At 32.1% G+C, this 20,312-nt stretch carries 22 protein-coding genes; 8 read left to right on the top strand and 14 right to left on the bottom strand.

What is annotated here, in order from left to right; all coding sequences use genetic code 11:
- Positions 1-59: 59 nt before the first annotated feature.
- The 5 genes from AAFU52_RS19795 to AAFU52_RS19775 all read left to right on the top strand — a co-directional run bounded on the left by AAFU52_RS19795 (position 60) and on the right by AAFU52_RS19775 (position 4,179).
- Positions 60-1,226, top strand: a complete 1,167-nt coding sequence (locus tag AAFU52_RS19795) for an FAD-dependent monooxygenase (protein ID WP_438423281.1) — start codon at positions 60-62, stop codon at positions 1,224-1,226.
- 188 nt (positions 1,227-1,414) lie between these two features.
- Entirely contained in the window at positions 1,415-2,200 is a 786-nt protein-coding gene (locus tag AAFU52_RS19790; RefSeq protein WP_438423280.1) for a hypothetical protein, read from the top strand.
- Positions 2,201-2,369: 169 nt separating this feature from the next.
- On the top strand, positions 2,370-2,876 hold the full coding sequence (locus AAFU52_RS19785) for an RNA polymerase sigma factor (RefSeq protein WP_024769093.1): 507 nt from the start codon (positions 2,370-2,372) through the stop codon (positions 2,874-2,876).
- A 1-nt stretch (position 2,877) separates the two neighbouring features.
- Positions 2,878-3,519, top strand: coding sequence for a hypothetical protein (locus tag AAFU52_RS19780; protein ID WP_024769092.1), 642 nt, complete (start codon positions 2,878-2,880; stop codon positions 3,517-3,519).
- A gap of 276 nt (positions 3,520-3,795) precedes the next feature.
- Positions 3,796-4,179, top strand: a complete 384-nt coding sequence (locus tag AAFU52_RS19775; protein WP_438423278.1) for a hypothetical protein — start codon at positions 3,796-3,798, stop codon at positions 4,177-4,179.
- 546 nt (positions 4,180-4,725) lie between these two features.
- Here AAFU52_RS19775 and AAFU52_RS19770 read toward each other — a convergent pair.
- The gene (locus AAFU52_RS19770; protein WP_438423277.1) at positions 4,726-5,232 is read right to left on the bottom strand and encodes a hypothetical protein; all 507 of its coding nucleotides are present in this window, start codon (positions 5,230-5,232) and stop codon (positions 4,726-4,728) included.
- A gap of 19 nt (positions 5,233-5,251) precedes the next feature.
- Positions 5,252-5,488: a hypothetical protein gene (locus tag AAFU52_RS19765; RefSeq protein ID WP_438423276.1), complete on the bottom strand. Its 237-nt coding sequence runs from the start codon at positions 5,486-5,488 to the stop codon at positions 5,252-5,254.
- Between the two features lie 150 nt (positions 5,489-5,638).
- Here AAFU52_RS19765 and AAFU52_RS19760 point away from each other — a divergent pair, with 150 nt between their 5' ends.
- The gene (locus AAFU52_RS19760) at positions 5,639-5,974 is read left to right on the top strand and encodes a hypothetical protein (RefSeq protein ID WP_438423275.1); all 336 of its coding nucleotides are present in this window, start codon (positions 5,639-5,641) and stop codon (positions 5,972-5,974) included.
- Between the two features lies 1 nt (position 5,975).
- On the top strand, positions 5,976-7,271 hold the full coding sequence (locus tag AAFU52_RS19755; protein ID WP_438423274.1) for a M48 family metalloprotease: 1,296 nt from the start codon (positions 5,976-5,978) through the stop codon (positions 7,269-7,271).
- A 26-nt stretch (positions 7,272-7,297) separates the two neighbouring features.
- Here the strand turns inward: AAFU52_RS19755 and AAFU52_RS19750 are convergent, their stop codons facing one another.
- The 6 genes from AAFU52_RS19750 to AAFU52_RS19725 form a co-directional block, all read right to left on the bottom strand.
- Positions 7,298-7,705: a hypothetical protein gene (locus AAFU52_RS19750; RefSeq protein ID WP_438423273.1), complete on the bottom strand. Its 408-nt coding sequence runs from the start codon at positions 7,703-7,705 to the stop codon at positions 7,298-7,300.
- Between the two features lie 59 nt (positions 7,706-7,764).
- The gene (locus AAFU52_RS19745) at positions 7,765-8,169 is read right to left on the bottom strand and encodes a hypothetical protein (protein ID WP_438423272.1); all 405 of its coding nucleotides are present in this window, start codon (positions 8,167-8,169) and stop codon (positions 7,765-7,767) included.
- Complete coding sequence (locus AAFU52_RS19740; protein WP_438423271.1) at positions 8,166-8,336, bottom strand: hypothetical protein; 171 nt, start codon at positions 8,334-8,336, stop codon at positions 8,166-8,168. Before AAFU52_RS19740 ends, AAFU52_RS19745 begins: the two co-directional genes overlap by 4 nt.
- Positions 8,329-8,574: a hypothetical protein gene (locus AAFU52_RS19735; protein WP_438423270.1), complete on the bottom strand. Its 246-nt coding sequence runs from the start codon at positions 8,572-8,574 to the stop codon at positions 8,329-8,331. The genes AAFU52_RS19740 and AAFU52_RS19735 overlap by 8 nt, the downstream gene beginning before the upstream one ends.
- 86 nt (positions 8,575-8,660) lie before the next feature.
- The gene (locus tag AAFU52_RS19730) at positions 8,661-9,944 is read right to left on the bottom strand and encodes a hypothetical protein (protein WP_438423269.1); all 1,284 of its coding nucleotides are present in this window, start codon (positions 9,942-9,944) and stop codon (positions 8,661-8,663) included.
- Between the two features lie 17 nt (positions 9,945-9,961).
- The gene (locus tag AAFU52_RS19725; RefSeq protein ID WP_438423268.1) at positions 9,962-10,351 is read right to left on the bottom strand and encodes a hypothetical protein; all 390 of its coding nucleotides are present in this window, start codon (positions 10,349-10,351) and stop codon (positions 9,962-9,964) included.
- A gap of 87 nt (positions 10,352-10,438) precedes the next feature.
- Here AAFU52_RS19725 and AAFU52_RS19720 point away from each other — a divergent pair, with 87 nt between their 5' ends.
- Positions 10,439-10,621 (top strand): hypothetical protein, encoded by a 183-nt coding sequence (locus tag AAFU52_RS19720; protein WP_438423267.1) that lies wholly within the window; start codon positions 10,439-10,441, stop codon positions 10,619-10,621.
- Here the strand turns inward: AAFU52_RS19720 and AAFU52_RS19715 are convergent, their stop codons facing one another.
- The 6 genes from AAFU52_RS19715 to AAFU52_RS19690 are packed head-to-tail and all read right to left on the bottom strand — an operon-like array spanning position 10,622 to position 20,266.
- The gene (locus AAFU52_RS19715) at positions 10,622-12,316 is read right to left on the bottom strand and encodes a hypothetical protein (RefSeq protein WP_438423266.1); all 1,695 of its coding nucleotides are present in this window, start codon (positions 12,314-12,316) and stop codon (positions 10,622-10,624) included.
- A 3-nt stretch (positions 12,317-12,319) separates the two neighbouring features.
- Positions 12,320-12,952: a hypothetical protein gene (locus tag AAFU52_RS19710; protein ID WP_438423265.1), complete on the bottom strand. Its 633-nt coding sequence runs from the start codon at positions 12,950-12,952 to the stop codon at positions 12,320-12,322.
- Positions 12,952-15,162: a hypothetical protein gene (locus AAFU52_RS19705; protein ID WP_438423264.1), complete on the bottom strand. Its 2,211-nt coding sequence runs from the start codon at positions 15,160-15,162 to the stop codon at positions 12,952-12,954. The genes AAFU52_RS19710 and AAFU52_RS19705 overlap by 1 nt, the downstream gene beginning before the upstream one ends.
- Positions 15,162-19,280, bottom strand: a complete 4,119-nt coding sequence (locus tag AAFU52_RS19700) for a phage tail tape measure protein (RefSeq protein ID WP_438423263.1) — start codon at positions 19,278-19,280, stop codon at positions 15,162-15,164. The genes AAFU52_RS19705 and AAFU52_RS19700 overlap by 1 nt, the downstream gene beginning before the upstream one ends.
- Complete coding sequence (locus AAFU52_RS19695; protein WP_438423262.1) at positions 19,264-19,830, bottom strand: hypothetical protein; 567 nt, start codon at positions 19,828-19,830, stop codon at positions 19,264-19,266. The genes AAFU52_RS19700 and AAFU52_RS19695 overlap by 17 nt, the downstream gene beginning before the upstream one ends.
- Positions 19,820-20,266, bottom strand: a complete 447-nt coding sequence (locus AAFU52_RS19690) for a hypothetical protein (protein ID WP_438423261.1) — start codon at positions 20,264-20,266, stop codon at positions 19,820-19,822. The genes AAFU52_RS19695 and AAFU52_RS19690 overlap by 11 nt, the downstream gene beginning before the upstream one ends.
- Between the last annotated feature and the right edge of the window lie 46 nt (positions 20,267-20,312).

Below are 20,312 nucleotides of genomic sequence, written 5' to 3'. Positions count from 1 at the left end.
GTTACTCTGAACCAATTTGATGTACAAAAAACTTTTCTAACAAGATAGATACATAGCAAATGAAGACAACAGGTAAAATTGCAATCATAGGAGGAGGAATTGGAGGTTTAACAATGGCATTAACCCTAAAAAGAAATAATCAAGGGTTCAAACTTTTTGAAAAATCTAATGAATTCAAAGAAGTTGGAGCTGGAATTGGAATCGCTTCTAATGCTTTAAAAATATTTGATAAACTTAACATAGGTAATGAACTAAGAGAAAAAGGACATTTACTCAAAAAGACAATACTTGCTACCGAAAAATTAAAAATTCTAAAAACAGTTCCCTTTCCAGAAGAGGTCTATTGTATTCACAGAGCTTCAATTATAGATGTAATTTCTAATGAGCTGGACAAAAACTCTTACGAGTTAAACAAAGAAGTAGAAAGCATTGAGAATCAAGAAAACGTAAAGATTAAATTTAAAGATAATACAGTTTCAGAATTTGACACCTTAATTGCTTCTGATGGTATTAATTCAACAGTGAGAAAATCTGTTTTTCCTGAAATAAAGACAAGACATACACATCAAGTTATTTGGAGAGGAATTACAAAATTTGATATCAATGCTGATTTAAAGCATACCTATTACGAGCTTTTTGAAGGTAGTTTACGATTCTTATTTTTACCATTGAATGATACCGAAATGTTTTGGCTGGCTGTTCAAGAAAAAAAGAATTTCAGTAAAGATTCATCTGCTTCTCTAAAATCCTATTTATTAAAAACATATAGCGAATTTCATCCCATAGTATTGGATTTGCTCAATAGAACAATGGAAAGCAATATCCTACAAAATGAATTGGCTGACATTGAACCCAATTATAAGAATTGGTTTAAAAATAATACTGTTTTTATTGGTGATTCTATTCACGCTACTACTCCAAATCTAGGACAAGGAGCCTGTCAAGCAATTGAGGATGCCTATACTTTAGGGCTTTGTATAAAAAATGACATGAATACTTCTTTTTCTGATTATCAAAACGTAAGATTTAAAAAAGTCGAATACATTGTAAAACAATCTTGGAAAATTGGAAAAATGTCACTGACCAATGGGGGTTTACAAAAAAAACTACTCCATTTATTGTTGAGATTCTTTCCCGAAAAACAATATCAAAAAAGGTTTAAGCGGATAATCGATATTGAATATTTGAATAAATTAGAAAACACTACCGCTAACAACATGCAATAAAACATAGCTAATAAATAAATCAAAAACATTAATTATAAATAACCAAACATGAAATATAATAGCAATTGCTATTATAACATTGTTACCACACATTTAAAAAACTCTTTCCTAACCGAAAACATTCTTTCACTCATTATGGTTTTTCACTTTCGAAATCTAAAATTAAATTTGACTGAAATTATATCAAAATGAAAAAACTTATTTTATTATTCTTTTGTTTTTCATTCATAAGCTATGGGCAAATAGAAAACAGATGGCAACCTGATAGTGTTTATGCAAATCATAAAGTGAAGAAAATTTATGTGTATCTGAATTCACCAAAAGACTTGTCCGAAATTGTTGAATTTGAGCAAACTGGAAAAAGATTGTGCTCAATTAAATATAGTTCATCTTATAATCGTAGAACCCGAAAATCAAAAAGGATTGAAAAGATAAGTCATTATAAATATGATTCCTCCGATCGTTTAATAAAAATAATTGATTCAGTTGGAACAGATTCAATAACTTTTCAATACGGGACAAATGGAAAATTATTTTCATCCAGAAAAAATTTGGGTAGTTTTATTTATGATACAAAATACTCTTATGAACCTTTTAAATCCACCACAACTCTAAAAAACGATTCGATAGTATTTTATGAAAAAGCAAAAGAATATGAACTTGATTTTTATGTCAGTAGATTTTTCGGTTATTATATGGAATCAAAATTAAAAAAAGCACAAACTACTGAAAACGGAATAACAAACACTTATGCATATTCTGACCAAACAGATTTACAAAGATTTGAAGATAATAAAACCATTAAAAATAGTTTTGACACAAAAGGTCGACTTATAAAATCGGAAATTAAATCTGTTTTTATGAATGATAGGGTAAACGAATATGAACTAAATTATAAATATTATAAAAACGGACTTATAGAAAGTATTCGTGGATATATCCCAAGATATTTCAAATATGAATTTTGGGAATAAAAAACGTGTGGTAACAACACCTATGCGATAATGCGGTTTATGGCATAATCGAAAAGTCATTGCTTATTTGGTTTGTCGCCAAAGTATTAAACATAAAAATAATTCAAAATTCTTGTCATATTTTTAGAGTTCTTGTCACTAAGGTTAATAGAGACAGATAAAATATCAAATGCAAAATCAAGACCAACTAATTTTTAATCAAATTCTGGAAGATAATAAAGATACGATTTACAGAATTTGTCGTATTTATGCCGTTTCGCCAATTGAACCACAGGATCTTTTTCAGGAAGTAATAATCCATATTTGGAAGTCTTATTCAACTTTTAAAGGTAAATCTAACATTAGTACATGGATTTATAAAATTTCACTAAACGTTTGCTCTCGTTCTAAAATGAAATTTGATAGAAGCAATGATAAGTTAGTTCAATTTGAATCTATACAATTTTTATTAACCGAAAATATTCCTGATAATAATCAACAAGAAAAGTATCGAGTACTACACGATTGCATTTCTACATTAAATGAAAGTGACAAGGCTATTATTATTCTGTATTTAGACGAATTACCTTACAAAGAAATAGCGACGATTACTGGTTTGACTGAAAACCATATTGCTGTTAAAATGAAAAGAATAAGGAAGCTGTTATTTAATTGTATAACTCCTAAAATAAATTAAAATGTTAGAACAAGAATTAAAAGAAATTTGGAAAAATTCATCTGAAACTGAAAGAATAAAATTCGATTTATCAAAACTAATGATAGAATTAAATGACAAGATAAACAGGTTTGAAAGAGCTTTTCGTAGAAGAGATAGAGAAGAGCTTATTACGGCAATAATTAGTATTCCTATTTTCGGATATATTGCGTATCTAATTCCATTTCCGATTACCAAAATTGGGGTTGTTTTGGCTATGATTGGCTTTATCTGGGGTATTTTTGAACGTAGGAATCACCGAAAGCAGAAGGCTCCAGTTAATCTTATATTATCCTTTCAGGAACAGCTTAAAAATCAAAAAAACAATATACATCGAGAGGTCAAACGATATGATACTGTATTATATTGGTTTCTTATACCCAATTTTATACCGTATACAATATCAATTATAGGCTTAGGTGACCCTACGGAGTATGGTTTATCAAATACTATTCTTAACCAGTTATTACCCATTTCGTTTATTTATAAAATAGGTTCTCTGGTTTTTGCAGTAGTTATCTTTATAGCCATATTCTGGGCATACAAACGTGTAATTAGAAAGCAGTTTAAACCACTCATTGAAGATATTGATAAAGTGATGCATCAATTAGAGCATGAGAATTAAATGCAGATATGGGAGATATTGATAAACTATGTTTTGGATAAATTAGAAAACACTACCGCTAACAACATGCTATAAAACATAGCTAGTAAATGGTAAACCCAAAAGTTCTCTCCTATTTATTGAGACCACCAAACCTTTTTAGATTACTTGTTAGGGAAATGTGAAATAAATTTGATTAAGTGCAAAATCGAAAGTTTATTGATTTCTACCGCCCTACTTATACTAAATGTTAGTAAACATTCTATGAAATTCAAACTCCGGAGTATAATTTACATTTTGATTTTAGGAACATTCTTTGGCTGCCAAAATAACCAAAATATTCTGGGCAATTATTCTGTTTGTGAAAATGGAGAATATACAGAAATTTACTTTAAAAAAGACTCAATGAGAATTGCGGCGGACAACGATTGGGTCAAATTGTCTAAATGGAGAAAAGTCGAAATTAAAAACGATACTCTTTACTTCGAAACATTCGGAGAATGGAGAGATTCTTTGAAAGCTGAAATAAAATATGTTGGAGTGAATACAATCGAATTGCGTATCTCGAAAAGTGGTGAGAACCTTAACCTGATAACTATTGACGAAAATCTGGACTTTGAAAAACCAAAAGAATTCTGGAACGGATTTTATAATCGACAGCATCTCAAAAATTGTGAATGAGACTAATAAAAATGTTGGCTAACACCAAGTATATACTATATCAGGCTTTGGTGTTTTATCAGAAAGCATACAATAAGTGCTTTGATAGTAATAATTGGAGCACCTGCAATCGGAATCACATATTTTATGTTGCATACTATAAAGTCATACTACTACTAAGATTCTAATCCAAAGTAATAATCTTCTCATACACCTCAACTCTTACATAAATAGAGAAGATGCATTTCCGTTTTAAGCACAAAAAAAGGGATTACCAAAAAATAATCCCTCTCATAGATTTAAAAAACAAATGCCCAAAATTTGTTATATCTCTATTACTTACGAATTGCGTGTTTACCACAATAACTCAAATTGTCAATATAAATAGTACTTAACAAAGTTTTCATTTTTCAATTTGCGGGAAAAATGCGGAAAAAGATAATTTATTTAGCTAATTGAAAGTTATATTCTCTGAATACTTATCAATTAGATGCTATTAATAATATGTTTGATTAATTCTTGTTGAAGGTAAAAAACAAAGCGCATTAGAAGATTTTAAAAACTTGATTAAACTTGAGTTTTCTCTAATATCTTTTCTAATTTTGATCTATAAGATTTCATCCTAGTCATCGCGTTCTCTTTTACACTGTTTCTATTATCATCCTTATATATTTCTAATGAAAAATTTAACAATGCATTTAAAGCATTAATCTCTGCTGTAATTCTTAAGTTTTCGGATTGCTTTCTTTGCTGAATCTCCATTTTTTCATGTGCCTGGGCTGATCTACTTAATTCATCCCGTGTTTCCTTCAATTCTTCTCTTTGCAGAGTCAATTCATTTTTCTGCAGTATGATAGTGATTATTATACCCGCAAAAGCTAAGCCTGAAAAGATCGCATTTGAAAATCCAAACATATCTCCAAATGTTCCTCTAATTTCTGGTTTTTTAGTTATGAAAGTTAAATTAAGCAATAGCACAGCTAAAATGGAAATAACCGCTAGTAGTGAAGAAATAATAACAAAGTAATTAGTTTTTTTAGCTTCCTTGTTTTTAATTGAATCAATTTTATTCATGCCAATTTTATTTAAAACATTAACTAAAATTAATACTTTCAGAATACTTATCAAGCAGAAATCCTGTTTTAAATGAGTTAAATCTTGTAATTTTATTTTCTGAAGAATCGTAAACTACTTCTACATAAAAACGATTTATAGCATATAGTGCTGTTCTAGTATTTCCTTCATTAATAGAGTGTATAAATTCCCCCATAGAAAAGATCACTTTTCCTTTGTCGAAGTCTGGAAGGGTGTTGAATTCGTAGAGGGTCATTTTATAAATTCAAAATTTCTTTTGATAAAGCTAAATAAAATTAAATTTCAAAAAGAATATTGTTGTAACTTTAATTATACTTACTGTGTAAGTATCTAATAATCTGCATATATCTTTAATTAGATAATAAACAATTATAAAATACAATATATGAATTTCGAAAAGAAATATCTTGATCTTTCAGAATCCGAACTTATTCTTGAACTAGATAGAATAGTTTTCGATGATTTTACTGCAACTCCCAAAAGTCCAGAAGAAGTAAAAGGTAGATTAGAAGCTTGGTTATCTTCAAAAAAAGTAGAATTAAAAGAAATCATTTGCAAAAATAATAGCATTAAACACCTTAGAACTAATGAGGAGAATCTTGCTCTCGTAACAGCTGTTTTTGCAGCATTAGAAGCTTCTTTATTTGGGTCCGCAGCTTCTCCTTTGGCAGTTCTTTTGTGCAAAAAAGGTATTGATAAATTATGTGATAATCAGGATTGACATGAAGCTATCTGCAAGAAAAAAAATCGAATTAATCCAAATAGATTCATATATTAAATCTGGTATTGATTACAGAACCATAAAACTTGATTCATTAACCAAAATTCCAGTTAATTTATCCGAGAAATTAAAGAAAAACATCACACTTCGTAATAAGGCAATAATCAATAGAAAAGAACTAACAGATTTTCAAGACTTAAACGAAATTTCAGTAATACTTGAATGCTGGGATCTTCTAATAAGTTCAAATAGTAAAGATGTAGATTCTCGAATCGATAATCTTACAATTGCATGTGCACCAACAGGGAACATGAATGCCATGGCGATTACGGGTATCAATCAATCCATAGGCATCCTATTTGAAAACCATCTACCAATTTGGGCTATCATTCTTTCTAACATTATTACCGAGTTAATCACAACTGAAACTAAGGAAGAACTTATTATTCACCATCCAAAAGATCTAAAAACATATACGACAAAAGAAGATTCCATGGAACGTTTTGTTCAATTCTATTTAGATACAATCCAATATGGTAAACCGCCAGCATTAATAGATTCAATAGTTAAGACCCCAACACGGAGTCATCTACAAAATCTCATAAAAAAAGGGTTTATATCATTTATTGTTGGGCATGAATATGCGCATATCACTAAGAATCATCATGAAAAACGTGCAAGTAGACGAGGACCATTCATGGTGCCTAAGAATACTAAGGAAATATGGGAGTTATATTCTGACAAGTATAAAAGTCAATACCCTGGAATATCACCTGAAGAGTTTTCGAATAAAATTATTGATCAATATATGGAAATTGAGGCAGATTGGAATGGTTATTCTTATGTTGCAAATACATATAATAAATACCCAGAAGATTTTACGGGAAAAGTCCGTAGTAAAAATGGTTCTTCAAAACTTAATCCAAAATTTAAATTAATGTTTGTCGAAATCGGAATTCAACTTTTTTTGTGGTCTATTGAATATCTCGAAAGATTGGTGCGTACTATGCAAAGAGGAAATGATGGGCACAAAAATGATTTGTTTCACACTAATATTGATGTACAAAATGTTATTCTTCGAAGTACTCACCCTTGTCCTTTATCAAGAATAAAAATGCTAAGTCAGATAGGACATTTAAGCGAACCTGCAAGTGAATGGGTTGAAGATCTATTTAAGGAATTTTATAAGATCGCAGAACCTAGAGCTGCTGAAATGCATCGAAATGGTATTCGTCCTCATCCTAAATGGACTGCCTCAAATACTGAATTGCATCAATTCTTGTTTGCTAACAAATAGGTTAACACTAATAATAGTAGGGGTATTCAATTGATCATAAAAATCGTTTTTCGCTTCTTATAAATAAGAAGTATTAACCCTAAAGCCAAAAACAACCATAACCAATCAAAAAAATCAAAAGAGTTATCTCGTTCAAGGTTTACGTTTTTCTCTGACTTCTGTTCTTTAGTTTTAACAATGGTCTGATCGATTATTTTAGAATCCTTTTTATGAATGATTTTGGTTGTATCAACCTCTTCTTTGAATTCTTTCTCTACAATTGTATTTGTGTATTCTACGCCATCAACAACAATAGGTTCATCATTATCAATAGGCGTATATGTAATCTTATTTGATTTTCTGGTAATGCCAGTATTGGTTTCTACTTTGAGATTTTCATTTTTGATAATATCTCTTTTTTCAAGTTGAGATTTATCACTGATAGTTTTTTGCATTACTCGTTTTCTGGTACCACAGCCTATGCAACATAATATCAAAACAAAAATTAGTGTTCTCATTTTACTTTGTTCATTTGAAAGTGATAGGGGTCTTTTTGGTTTCCATTCTTATCTAACCACCTTCCGCCCCACTCGTTTCGTGGGTGAAGAGATTCCCAAAAATCACCTAATAAATCAATCTTCTCATGCTTGTTTACCAACTTTCCCTCAATGAAAAAATTAAAATCTTTAGCCATTCTCTCAGGATGTTTACTATTTAAAGTCCAGGAAGTTCTTTTTCTCTTTTTTAATGCTATAGATTTACCCTCTCTTACCACATCATAACCAAAGTAATTTAATAACACTTGAGATGGTGTTCGATAAGCTTCTCCTACAGTTAACTTTACTCCTAGACCATACGCATACTGAATTAGTAAGGATAAGTTAAAAGTGAATATTTGTTGTTGTTCTGATAGTTTCATTTTTTATCTTTTTTGTCTAAATATTTTTTCCAGAAATATGCCGCAGTTGTTGCTATCAAAAGTGAAAGTGTTGACATAATGGTTTTAAGAATAAATTCTTCAAAAAAAGTACCTGAAAGAAACGCTAGTGCATAAAATGCCAGTTCTAACTCCAATGTTTTACTCATGTGACTCTCCATTTTTACCAAGTTTCTTTTTCACAAAGGCCCTAACAGCTTCAATAGCCAAAAGAATTGATATACACCCAAAAATTATATACCCATCATTTATATCTAAGTATATTTTCCCTTCTATTATTTTATCTGTTGCGATATCATATAGGTACACAAGTAAAATTATGCCTGCTATAATTCTCAAAAAGTTTCTTATATGTTGGTTCTTTATATCCATAGTTAATTTGTTCATATAATTAATTTATACTGTATTTAACAACCTATATGCTTAGCTCAAATTTCATTTCCATCCGCATTAAAATGTGTCATATGTTAAAATTATATTGACACTTCTATATAAGATCCTGAAATTTCTATAAAATCTCCAGTTAGAGTAACCGAAGAAGCTGATGTACCATTATCTCCATCAATTGCCCCCTGATAATTAAAATTAATAAAATCGGATTCTGATTCTACTGCACCATATATTCCAGCATAATTAAATGTTTTGTTTGTAAAAACAGATATCGTTATAGATGATCTTATTGTGCTATTTGGGAACGGTAAATTCCCAACTCTTAGCTGACCTGATGGGGTTCCGGTAGTGTTTATACTAGTAATTCTTATTTTAAAAAACACATGTCTACCAGATTTTACATATTCGCCTGTGGCAGTAGCAGGTGTGTAAGTAGCTCCTCCTCCTGCGTCAATTACCGTTGGTGTGAAAGAACCAACAGTTTGTGTCATACCAGAACCGTAAAACGAATCTCCTGCTTCTTTTGTAAGTAAATCTTTAGGGCCGGTTACTTCTGTTAAGTCATAGCTAGGAGCAGTAATCTTTCCATTCTTGAGTATTACCAGTGCGTCACTCCTAGTGTTAGAAGCGGTACCATTTCCAGCTGATAATAACCTATCATTTTCATTCCATGTTACATTATCTCCTATAGGCGTATATGTTGTCCCGTATCTACCCAGAGATGTTTCTCCTAATGTTGCTGATGTGTTGCCTTGACCTAACGCAACGGAACTATTTCCAGATGCAGTATTGTCAGAACCATAAGCAAATGCAAAAGATTGTGTCGCGGAAGTACTAGCTCCACCAGCAAAAGAACTTCCGCCAGAAGCAGTAGTATGTACTCCAGTTACCAAAGCATTATCACCCGTTGCGCCCAATGTGGTAGAAGCAATAAAACTTGTAGATAAATCAAAAGCATCATCGCCAATATCTCCTTTGTTAGCCCTGTCTTCTCCTATTTTGGTGAAACCAGAACTCGTACCTTCTGATATTCTTTGTAATCCTGTTCCAGAAGATCCACCACCAGTTATGGTAATAGTTCCATTAGGAGCAGTTCCTGTAACCGTTGATCCTACAAACGTCATATTTGTAACACCGTTTATTGTATTTGTGCCATCAGATATACTTACTCCCGCAAAAATAGATTGCATTTCTCCTAAAGTATAAGCTCGTACTCTTCCGGTTGTTCTATTGATGGTTAAAAAATCATCTCCAGTTGTTGCTGTTGGAACATTTCCTAACAACACTCCACCTCTATGCACATTAGGTCTTTGTGCAAATCCAATTGTAGTTATTAATAAAACTAATCCTAATAATACTTTTTTCATTTTACCTATTTAATTAATTATGCTGGAGGCATATAGTTCCCCTCTGTATTACTCCAACTTGCAAACAATGTATGATCATCTCCAGACGCATAAACACCAGGATTCAAAAAATACCCATCAGAAGTAAATCCGATTCCAAAATCTCCTGACTCCCAAGCATCATCATTTGTGTTTCCGGGGGCTTTAAACTTTTGAATGCTTTTAGATATATCAGAAATGACATTGTCTTTTATTTTTTTCACCTCTAAACTTTCTGAGGCTCCTCCATTTGATACATGAAGTTTTGAGGTTTCCACAAGAATCTCCTGTACAGGTAGTTCATCGATATTTCTAGAGCTTTCAATTACAGAGTTAATCCAGACAACTATTTCCTGTAATCGCTTAGTTACGACGCTCTCAAAACCCATAATTAATTGTTTCCCACAAATATACAATATTATTTAGAATCATTCTAAATAATGAATTATAAAAAAGAAATTGATTAAATTTAGGGTATGAATTTCTTATTACTTTTAATCGCAATATTCTTGATTGTGAGAGCTATAATTGTTAAAACAGTTAATCTCTTTACTTCTAATAATGAGGTAGACAACACTCCTAATATTACTATTAATAATTATACTACTGAACAACATTTACATATTACTCAGGATCAATTCGAAAAATTGAAAAAATAATTAGTTTCCTATAGCTATATGCCCATTTTCTGACTCTAGTAATTTAGGAACTTCTATGGTAGTACTGGAAGTATTCGTTTCAACTCCTATTTGATTACTGAAAGCGTTATTAGCCTTTATCATATTAGCTTTAACAATGTATAAGTTAGTTTCCTCCAAAGGTCCTTCAACTTCAACATTATCACTTTTAACGTAACTCACTCCGTTCATAAGGATATCACTATGTGACAATGCTTGCACTAATTTCCTCATCATCTCCTTCGTAACAGGTTCAAAAACAAACTCATCTAATTCATGTATCTCTGAACTAATTAAAATTGCCGTAGTGTCCGTCTTATAAGTTTCACTTTCGTCTGAAGCTTTTCCATTAATTGTATTGATTGGAATTCTAATTATGTTTTCAATACCTGTGGCGTAAAAAATATCTGTGTTTGTTTTGTTTTTATATCTAATCTCAATAGTGTTTTTTTGCTCAACTTTTACATTAATAACTTCACTTAAATGTTCCTTATTCTCATAGGCATCATGATTATTGTTGATTCTAATTCGAATATTTTGGTTTAAAAATTCCACCATGTTAACATTAAACTCATACACTTCATAATTGAAATTATTATATATGCTAGATATTTTAATGACCGTATCCACTCCAGAGTAAATTTTGTCAATCACAATCACCTCTGCACTTCTACTTTCATCAAATAATACTTCTTCAATATCATACCATGAGTTTTCTATTTTAATATAATTCCCTACAACTCCCCAAGACGGTAAAGCTCCATTTAAAGAATAGTTATCCCCTGTATCAATACCAGTATCGTAATTATAAATATTACCACTAACAAAATAAACACCAGTCTTTTCGTCACCAAGGTTATACATACGAGCATCACGCTGATCTTTTAAGCGTGTATTATTAGTTTTCTTTTGAACCGGAAGGCTTACCTCTTCTTTATTTTCTTTGATAACAGTTGCTATGATTTCGTTATAATTTGATTTTATCTGAGTAATTGGTGAATCACAGTTTTGAAACTGCTGTATCTCTGTGTAAGGAAGTGGTACCTGAGATTCACAGCTTAAAGTATTTTCATCTGTTTTGTAGTTTGAACAAACTCCCCATTGGATCCTTTCAGCGTATCTAATTGAATTAGATTTTGAAACCAATAAAAAAGGATCTTGTATTCCAAATTCATCAACAAAGAATGGCTTCGATGTATTACATCCAAACTGATCTTTTATATACATTGTATAATTCCCCGGTGGCTGGCCGTTAAAAATGTTGGAGCTCTGCCATGTTGAATTATCTAAGGAATATTGTAACACTAACCCTTTGCTTGGATTAACAATAACTGTAACTGTTGCTCCTTCTGGTGATTGGTTAACCTTTACTTTTACATTCTCATTACTTAATACCGAAGGAGTTTCTATATTTCGTGTAGCTTCCTGACCATCATTTGTTTTGCATTTTATTTGAATTCCAACTCCTCTCAAATAATCAAAACTAAAAGGATTCTGCGTATTTGGATTTATACTAATTGGATTTGTTACTACATTAGCTAAAACATTGGTTAACACTTCTACACGAATATAGTTACACCCTTTACTTGATTGATGGAAACTTGTATTTTCAATTTCAAGTAAAATCCCTTCAAAGTTTGTTATTTCAAAATCTACATTTAATATTGTTGTTGCCATAATTTATACTTCACAATTAGAGAACCCAATATTTCCGCTCACCTTCTTAGGTGTAGCCGAAGTATTGATTAATGTTAATTCAAAAGAATCCGTTCCTGTTGCTTGGGCAGATGGACCAGATCCAACATCTATCCATATTTGTTTTTGTCCAGCTGAATTCAACTTGACTGCTTTCCCTAATTCAGTCCTGCCAACATCTGGAAGGAACATCAAATCATATGTAACATCTTCATCCGGCATTCCGTCAATGGTAATTATATAAGTTTTTGAACATGGTCCAGAAAAGAATGTACTTATAGAAGCTGTTGAATGGCCAGACTCAATAAACGCCTGTCCATCATTAAACTTAAGGTTAGGGTTTATCGATTTAATGATCACTATATTAGAAATTCTTACAACCTCAAATATGTTCGATGAATTATAATCCAAATTAAAAGCCTGTAAAAAATTAATTGCGCTTCTTTCTCCTACAATTCCTGTAGGAGTTCCAACGGTCACTTCTTTCGACTTGCTACGACTAGTTTTCCAAGTCTCTAAAATCTGTGCGGTAGATGTACCAATAGAATAGTTTATCCTAGCTATTCCATTAATTGGCATATCTTGATTGAATGTTATCTTTATCTCCGAGTACGTCATTATCTATTCGCTTTTAAAAGTTTCCATTTACCAGAACCATTTGGTTTAACATTGAATAAAAATCCTTTTTCTATTTCATTATCTTCATTAACAAATTCAACTAATCCATTAACATTTGGTATTGTTTTTCCTAAAATATTGGTTGTTCCTTCAATTTGCTGCATTACTTCAAAGTCAACTATATGTTCAAATTCAATCCATTCAGGCAGATATCTAGGTCTTGGTAATTGAGAATTTTTAATATTTTTATTTTCAGCATATTCATTTCCACCTCTTAGTTTTGTTTTTAGACCGCTATTCGCTGTTGAACTTCCATATCGAACATAGTCATTAATATATTTAGTCAATCCTGAAGCAATTACCCAGCCATGTCGAAGCATAACATTAAATGGAGAAAAACGTAAATTTGTAGCAGTTTCAGGACTAAATATGCCTGTAGGTTTTTTTTCGAAATCATCTTCCCATTTTCTTTGTCTAAAAGTGTTACCCTGCCATCGTTTTAGGTCCAACATAAAAATGTCTTTATCTGATCTATTATCTTCGGTTGGAAACTCCGACTTAGGCTTTCTTCTTGTAAATTCAATTCCATAAGGGTCAGACCTGTAAACGCTAACCATTCTGAAAATCTTTTTTAGCCTGGTTATTGAAGTTGTAAATGTTGATGTAGCGTTATATTCATCAAGCCCCATAGCTTCTTCATACTCACCTCCTTTGACATAACCAAATTCAAGACCCGAATAGTAGTACTCTTTTGCTACACTTCTCTTTACTTTTTTAACTTGATTGGGTAATTTAATCGTAACATTGTTGTTATAGAAGTACTCCTTTTTTTCAACTCTGGCCCTTTCTTTGAATCCAATTCTTTCAATTCCTAACCCCATATTCCAAACTGCGGTTAAAGACTCCATATAGTCCTTGAATGAAGTAGTGAATCCCTTGTATTTATTTTTATCGCTTTCTGGTAATTTATCAAATCCTCTTATCCAGAATCCATGAGTAAAACCTGTCAATGAAGCAATACCATCAGTGTTATAGCCAATATCTGTTCTGCCTAACGCATCAGAATAAAAGCTATTTTTTTTGCCAGTAGCTATTGTCAATAATCTATCTCCCAATTCATGAGCTAAAATTGTTTTAGAAGTTGTTTGAACAAAATCACTATCTTCTTCTATTACCATATCACAAACAATGTTTTGCATATCGGTTTCAAAATGAGCACTATGCCCATTTCTACCATCCATTAATTGCGTGAATTGCAACGATAAGCTTTCTCCTTCCAGTAGGTTGATTGTTTGATCAAATGAAAAATTTAAGGTTTTGTTATTGAGAGTATTGATATCACGTGTTTCAAATAAATTTATTGTGTTTTTGTATGCAAAATCAGAACCATTATTATATGTAGCTAACCGTAACCGGTACATTGACCAATTAATGTCATCATAGTTTAGAACCTTTACGGTAAATGAAATATGAAATTTTATTTTTAACGTCCGATTTTTGTCAGAGTTAATAAAAAACATTAATCCGATATCACCAGATGCATTTCTTTCATGAGAGTTATCTCCAATTGAAGTATTTGCTACAGCTGAGACAGCACTATCATGTGATTTATACGCTAGATTTAAAGGAACACTAACTGTTGATCCTCTTGTATTACCATTTGTCTGGTTATATAGATATGAGCTATTGTCACTATCTTTTATATCATAGGTAGATTCTAAAAATATTCGTCTACCATCGAATACAACTTTTTTGGTTGTAAGAGGTGATAAAGAATTTCCGTCAAGAGTATCCAACCGTTCTATTTCTACTTTTTCAGATTCTCTTGATTTTAATAGTTTTTCTAGTCCCTCAGAATTGAATTTTACGGATACTTGTCTATTTTCTAAAACATAGGTTGATAAATCTAATACACCATCATAAGATCGAATCCATTCATCCGTATGTGGGTGTTTTTCATCTCTAGTCAATCTTATCTCAGCATTAATGTCATATACATCTTTAATCAATTTTATAAACTCTGCTCCATCTGCTATGAATTTTAAGCTATTAGAAAATTTAGCGAATATTCCATGGTACTTTTTGTTACGGGCATATTCTTTTTCATCGCTTCGCCATCCGATCGGCTCGGTTATTACTAAAGAGCCATGTTCTTTATGACTTAGAGTGTATTTAACTCTATCGTGATATGTTGGATTAATTAGTCCCATTATGCACTCCAGTCTGTATTTTTAAGTTTAAATAATTCGTGTTCGAAATCAACTGGTCTAGGCTGATGTACAGTAACATTTGTTTTATTTTTTTCTATCGCCTTTCTTGTTAGTTGCATCTCCATAATCAGTTCTCTATTATGAGAATTAAAAGACTGCTTAGATTGAAAATCATCCAATTTTCGTTTTTCAACATCAATACTCGTCAGTATGGATGCTTTAAATAATCTTTCGTATTCAGAAAGACTTGGAGTAACCCTAGTACCTTCTGGTAAATCCAAAATAGAAGGAGAATCAACTACATAAGGTGCTTTATTAGGCTCTGCAATAACTTCGGCTCGTTCCTCACCAACTAATGCAAATCCACCAGGGTGATATTCCGTTCCCTTTGCATATTGCGGAATTGGTTTAGCTATAATTGCAGCTATCTGTATGGCTCCTATTACACCTACTAAAGCAGCTCCAACACTTCCTGCTATTGGCCCCATTTGTGCATAAGCTTGCATAATCCCTAAAGCAGTAGCTATAGCAACATCTGCAATTGCTAATGCTTTGTTTAATTTAGCTTGTTTTCGTTGTTCCTTTCTTTTCTTTTTCTCTAAAGCCTCTCGCTCTTTCTCTTTCTTTTTCTCTAAAGCTTTTCTCTTCTCTTCAGAAAGATTTTCATTCTCTAAAAGCTTCTCAAATTTCTCATCATTCTTAGCTATTTCATCATCAATCTTTTGTATTCTAGCTTCAAATATTGAATTAGCAAGATCTCCTAACGAAGCAGCTAGTTGAGATGAAATATCTCCAATCTGTTCTGCTTTTTCTTGAGTACTTAAAACTTCCTGTGAATCATTTTCTATGAAATGTTCGGTAGTAAGGTTTGAAATTTTAAGTTTTATTTCGGAAAGCTGCCTTTCGTATTCAGCTCTTTTGCTTGCGCTTAATTCTTCATTTGCTAATAACTGCTCAACAGCTTTAACTTGTGTATTAAGAGCTTCTAATGCATATCTTTTCTTTATCTCAGCTATCCTCTTCTCCCTTCTTTCTACCGCATCTTCAACACCTGAATAAATTCCCTCTCTTTTATTGAAAGCTTCATTCTCTAGCCTAAGTTCATCATTAAGTTGTTTTTGTTTTTGCTTTACTTTTAGATCGGCTTCTTTTTTTATTTTCTGAAGATCAAGAGTATCAGTGTTATTTTCCTTACCCTTTTCTATTTGTTTTTTCTTAGCTTGATATTCGGCAATAATTAAAAGTTCTTCATCTGTAACTTTTTTAAGTGTGTTTTTAGAAACTTTACTTTTGGATAATAAAGATTCTATTTCTTTATCAGAAAAACCTTTAGCTATATCGAATTTCCCTTTTGCAGAAAGTATAGCTAACTCTAATTCTAAAGAAGTAAACTCTTTTAATGCATCTTCTCTTTCTTCGAATGTCTTCTCTTCGTTATTGAATATCTCCTTTTGAAACTTAATTCTTTGTTGAACTACGAACTTGGCTAATGAAATTGCGTCTTTTGCTAATTTCTTTTCAAGTTCAACTCTTTTCTTTGCACTCTTCTCTGCATTTTTATCTTTTTCATCGCCTTCATTAAATTTAACTTCATCTGGTGAAAAATTACCTGATGTATCAATCTCCCCAGCTTCACTTTTCTTTTTAATTAATGAGTTTAAAGCTTCTATTTCCTCTTTTATACTTGCAACTTCCTTATTTCTGTTCTTAAGTCCAGTCTCTACACTTCGAGTAGCAGTTTCATATGTATTCCCTGCTGACAATACCGCATTACCTAATGTCTCATACCACTTTACATTATCTTCTAAAGAGCTTTTTTCTGAATCAATCAATTTAGCATACAGCTCCGCTTTTTTGCTTTGCAATGCTTGTGACAATGCTTTCCTATCTAATTCCTCGATGTATCTTTTAATTGCATTAGTGGTTTCATCTGTATTAATGTTCTCAAGAGTAATGTTACCTAGGTATTCAGGACTGATTTTATTAAGTTTTTTTATAGCGTCTAGCCTCTGTTCTTTAGATAGATTTTCATTTTTTGCGGTTTTAATCAAAGTATCTAACCCTGCTTTTTCCTTCGCAACTGATTTTGCAGCTTCTTTTCTGGCATTATTCAATAATCTTTGTTTTTTTTCAGCTATAGTTCTCTGGACGTTCATGTTTCTAAAAGCAACAATCAACGCTGTTATTGCTATAATAGCTGCACCGATACCAGTATTAATTAAAGCAACTCTAAAAACCTTCATAGATCTTATTGCGCTTAACAATCCCTTATTAAGAGCTACAACAGATATCCGATAAGCAACTGTATATGCGGTTGCTATTTTCTTAGCTAACCCCACCGCCACTGTGATTCCTTTATAAGCTATCCATACTCCAGTAGCAAGTGCAATTGTATTGATAATCTTTTCTAAATTCTGAGCTAAAAATTTAATTCCATCTTTTAGAATACTACTTGCGTTAGTTGAGTCATCAACACCCAATATGTACCCTTCCCAAGCAGAGGATAATAATCTTAATGCTCCATCCAAAGAATCTAATTGAGTATCTGCCATTTCTTTAGCTGCATCAGATGCATTGTAATACTCACCTGTTAGGTGCTCTAAAGCCTCAGACCCTTTAAGGATTACCTCTTCATTGTTGATCAAAGCTGTAGTTTGACCATTAATCAAAGAAGTCATTTGTTTGTTTACACGATTACCGAATATTATTGAAACCGCTGCTGCTTTTTGCCTATCAGTTAATCCTACAAATCTTTCATTTAAAAGCTTAACAGTATTAGTGATACCGATAAACTGACCATTTGCGTCAAAGAATTCTACATTCAATTCTCGCATTTTCTTTTTCATCTTCTTGGTAGGAGCAGCCAGCCTATTCAAAGCAGTATTTAGTGATGTAGTGGCGTCTGTTCCTTTTATCCCAGAGTTACCCAAAAGCCCCACAGCAGCTGCTACTTCTTGAATTGGTATTTTTAGATTATTGGCGGTAGGTGCAATTTCTTTGAAAGATTCACCAAGCGTTAATATTGTGGTATTTGTACTTGTTGCTGTTTTCGCTAACACATCTACCACCATTCCTGTTTGTTCTGCTTGTAAACCAAACCCTGAAAGAACATTAGAAGCGATATCTGCTGCTTCTGCTAAACCAATTCCTCCTGCTGCTGCTAAATCTAAAACTTCAGGAGTCGCTTTTAAAATCTGATTGACATTGAATCCGGCCATTCCTAAAAGACTCATCGCTTTAGCTGCTTCACTTGCTGTGAAAACAGTTGTCTCACCAAGCTGCTTCGCTAATACCTCAAATTCTTTACCATTACTTTTAGTGATCGCTCTAAGATTAGCCATCTCTTTGCTAAATCCCCGAATAATGCTAAAGCTATTTCGCATTACGGTTACAAAAGCAAACAACCCTCCTGTAAACCCTAATGCACTGGTAAGGCTAAGAAAGATACCTCTTAATCCTTTTAACGATAAACCGTATTGGCCGACAAATCTTTGGCTTTGACCTAAAGCAACATCCAATTTTTTAAGTCTGGAATCAAGTTTTAAAACCTCTACCTGAGCCTTTTTAAATTGTTTTGATGTATCCCCAAATTGAACACCAATATCTTTAGCCTTTAATCTGGCTTTATCTAATTCTTTTGATAATTTTTGATACGGGCTTAGTAAACCTAAAGTAACTCTAGCTTGATCTCTTTTTATCTTATTTAGAGCTGCTGTTTTTACCTTTTCTTCTATTGTTAATTTAACACCTCTTCTTGTTGCAGCCTGCTTTTTAGCCTCAACATCTATAATTAACTTATCTTGTCTTAGTTTTTCGGTTTGAATTTTTTGTAATGAAATCAACGCATTTTGCTCTGCCTTCAATGCATCGGCAGCTTTTTTTCGTAATACTTCTTCTTGTTGTTTTATTTGAAGAAATTCTTTTCTAGCTTTTGAAACTTTGAATTGCTGTTCCAGTTTAGCGTATTCTAAAGCAGCTTTTTTAATAGGTTCAAAGCTCTCTACCCATTTTTTATTAGCATCAATAGCAGGTTGTAGACCTTTGGCATAATCCTTACCAAGTGTAAGTACTTTATTTTCTACGACTTCCTTTCTTGTAATTTTACCCTTCCCTGCCATTTTCTAATGCTTTAATTTTTTGATTTCCTGCATTTATCAATGCGTAGTATTGAGTTAAGGTTATCTTATTAGAATCAATGAATCCCATATTAGTAACAACACAATATGTCATGATCACCTCATCCAGACTGTTATTTTTTGAATCGTCTTGTTTAGGTAGTTTTTTTTGTAGTCGACTAATTATTATCTCAATTGCTTTATTTTCCCTCTCGATCTTATCGTAATCTACCTCTACTCCTTCTTCTATTTGGTATCCAGCGTTTTTCAATACTTCAAACAACTGGGCATCTGGTTCGTGTCTTAGGCATTTAATTGCAAGGTTGACTGATTTATATTTTGCAGATAAGTATTCTATTTTTATTGAAACTTTTAATGCTTTATTAGCTTCATCACTTGATAGAGTAAGATCATGTTGGTGCTCCAGTTCTTCCCATACCTTTTTAAGTTTTCCAGTATCGATATTTTCATCACTCAATAAACCAACATCTCCAGTTTGCAGGATCTTGAAAAATAGTTTTGCTGGGATTATATCGATAGAATCATATATCATGTAAGTTTTTTCTTAAGTATTTTAAAAAGAAAGGTGATATTTTTGAATCTATCACCTCTCTTAAATCTTCATCAGTTAACCCGAAAATATCTTTACTTAACAGGTTGATCAGCACCTCTTTCTTTTTTTCATCTTTAGTATCGAAAAAGATACTATCATTCCGAACCTCTGAAAACAAGCTCTCTAAAAATTCCCCTGTGTCTTTTAAATCAAATGGCTGACCTTCTTTTTTTCTTCCATTTGTTATGGATTCTGTACCTGGGGAATAAAAACCAATAGGATTACCATCGACATCTTGACTGTAATCATGTAATCTATTAACATTTACATCAGCTAATTCTTTCTCTAAGGTCCTTATGAATCTAAAAAGCTCACTTTTTATCTTCTGAGGTGTTTGTCTTTTTGCTTTTTGTTGCGCCTGTAGAAATGTTGCCATTGTCTTTAACTGCTATCTTATAAGCTATTTTTAACTCAGCTTCTCT

Source organism: Aquimarina macrocephali, assembly GCF_051627225.1.
Classification (GTDB): Bacteria; Bacteroidota; Bacteroidia; order Flavobacteriales; family Flavobacteriaceae; genus Aquimarina; species Aquimarina macrocephali.
Note: the sequence above shows the minus strand (reverse complement) of the source record. Positions and strands in the feature narration are given on the sequence as shown.

Coding starts and splice junctions, on each gene's coding strand:
- AAFU52_RS19795 (WP_438423281.1), top strand. CDS start 60: ATGAAGACAACAGGTAAAATTGCAATCATAGGAGGAGGAATTGGAGGT.
- AAFU52_RS19790 (WP_438423280.1), top strand. CDS start 1,415: ATGAAAAAACTTATTTTATTATTCTTTTGTTTTTCATTCATAAGCTAT.
- AAFU52_RS19785 (WP_024769093.1), top strand. CDS start 2,370: ATGCAAAATCAAGACCAACTAATTTTTAATCAAATTCTGGAAGATAAT.
- AAFU52_RS19780 (WP_024769092.1), top strand. CDS start 2,878: ATGTTAGAACAAGAATTAAAAGAAATTTGGAAAAATTCATCTGAAACT.
- AAFU52_RS19770 (WP_438423277.1), bottom strand. CDS start 5,232: ATGAATAAAATTGATTCAATTAAAAACAAGGAAGCTAAAAAAACTAAT.
- AAFU52_RS19765 (WP_438423276.1), bottom strand. CDS start 5,488: ATGACCCTCTACGAATTCAACACCCTTCCAGACTTCGACAAAGGAAAA.
- AAFU52_RS19760 (WP_438423275.1), top strand. CDS start 5,639: ATGAATTTCGAAAAGAAATATCTTGATCTTTCAGAATCCGAACTTATT.
- AAFU52_RS19755 (WP_438423274.1), top strand. CDS start 5,976: ATGAAGCTATCTGCAAGAAAAAAAATCGAATTAATCCAAATAGATTCA.
- AAFU52_RS19750 (WP_438423273.1), bottom strand. CDS start 7,705: ATGCAAAAAACTATCAGTGATAAATCTCAACTTGAAAAAAGAGATATT.
- AAFU52_RS19745 (WP_438423272.1), bottom strand. CDS start 8,169: ATGAAACTATCAGAACAACAACAAATATTCACTTTTAACTTATCCTTA.
- AAFU52_RS19740 (WP_438423271.1), bottom strand. CDS start 8,336: ATGAGTAAAACATTGGAGTTAGAACTGGCATTTTATGCACTAGCGTTT.
- AAFU52_RS19735 (WP_438423270.1), bottom strand. CDS start 8,574: ATGAACAAATTAACTATGGATATAAAGAACCAACATATAAGAAACTTT.
- AAFU52_RS19730 (WP_438423269.1), bottom strand. CDS start 9,944: ATGAAAAAAGTATTATTAGGATTAGTTTTATTAATAACTACAATTGGA.
- AAFU52_RS19725 (WP_438423268.1), bottom strand. CDS start 10,351: ATGGGTTTTGAGAGCGTCGTAACTAAGCGATTACAGGAAATAGTTGTC.
- AAFU52_RS19720 (WP_438423267.1), top strand. CDS start 10,439: ATGAATTTCTTATTACTTTTAATCGCAATATTCTTGATTGTGAGAGCT.
- AAFU52_RS19715 (WP_438423266.1), bottom strand. CDS start 12,316: ATGGCAACAACAATATTAAATGTAGATTTTGAAATAACAAACTTTGAA.
- AAFU52_RS19710 (WP_438423265.1), bottom strand. CDS start 12,952: ATGACGTACTCGGAGATAAAGATAACATTCAATCAAGATATGCCAATT.
- AAFU52_RS19705 (WP_438423264.1), bottom strand. CDS start 15,162: ATGGGACTAATTAATCCAACATATCACGATAGAGTTAAATACACTCTA.
- AAFU52_RS19700 (WP_438423263.1), bottom strand. CDS start 19,280: ATGGCAGGGAAGGGTAAAATTACAAGAAAGGAAGTCGTAGAAAATAAA.
- AAFU52_RS19695 (WP_438423262.1), bottom strand. CDS start 19,830: ATGATATATGATTCTATCGATATAATCCCAGCAAAACTATTTTTCAAG.
- AAFU52_RS19690 (WP_438423261.1), bottom strand. CDS start 20,266: ATGGCAACATTTCTACAGGCGCAACAAAAAGCAAAAAGACAAACACCT.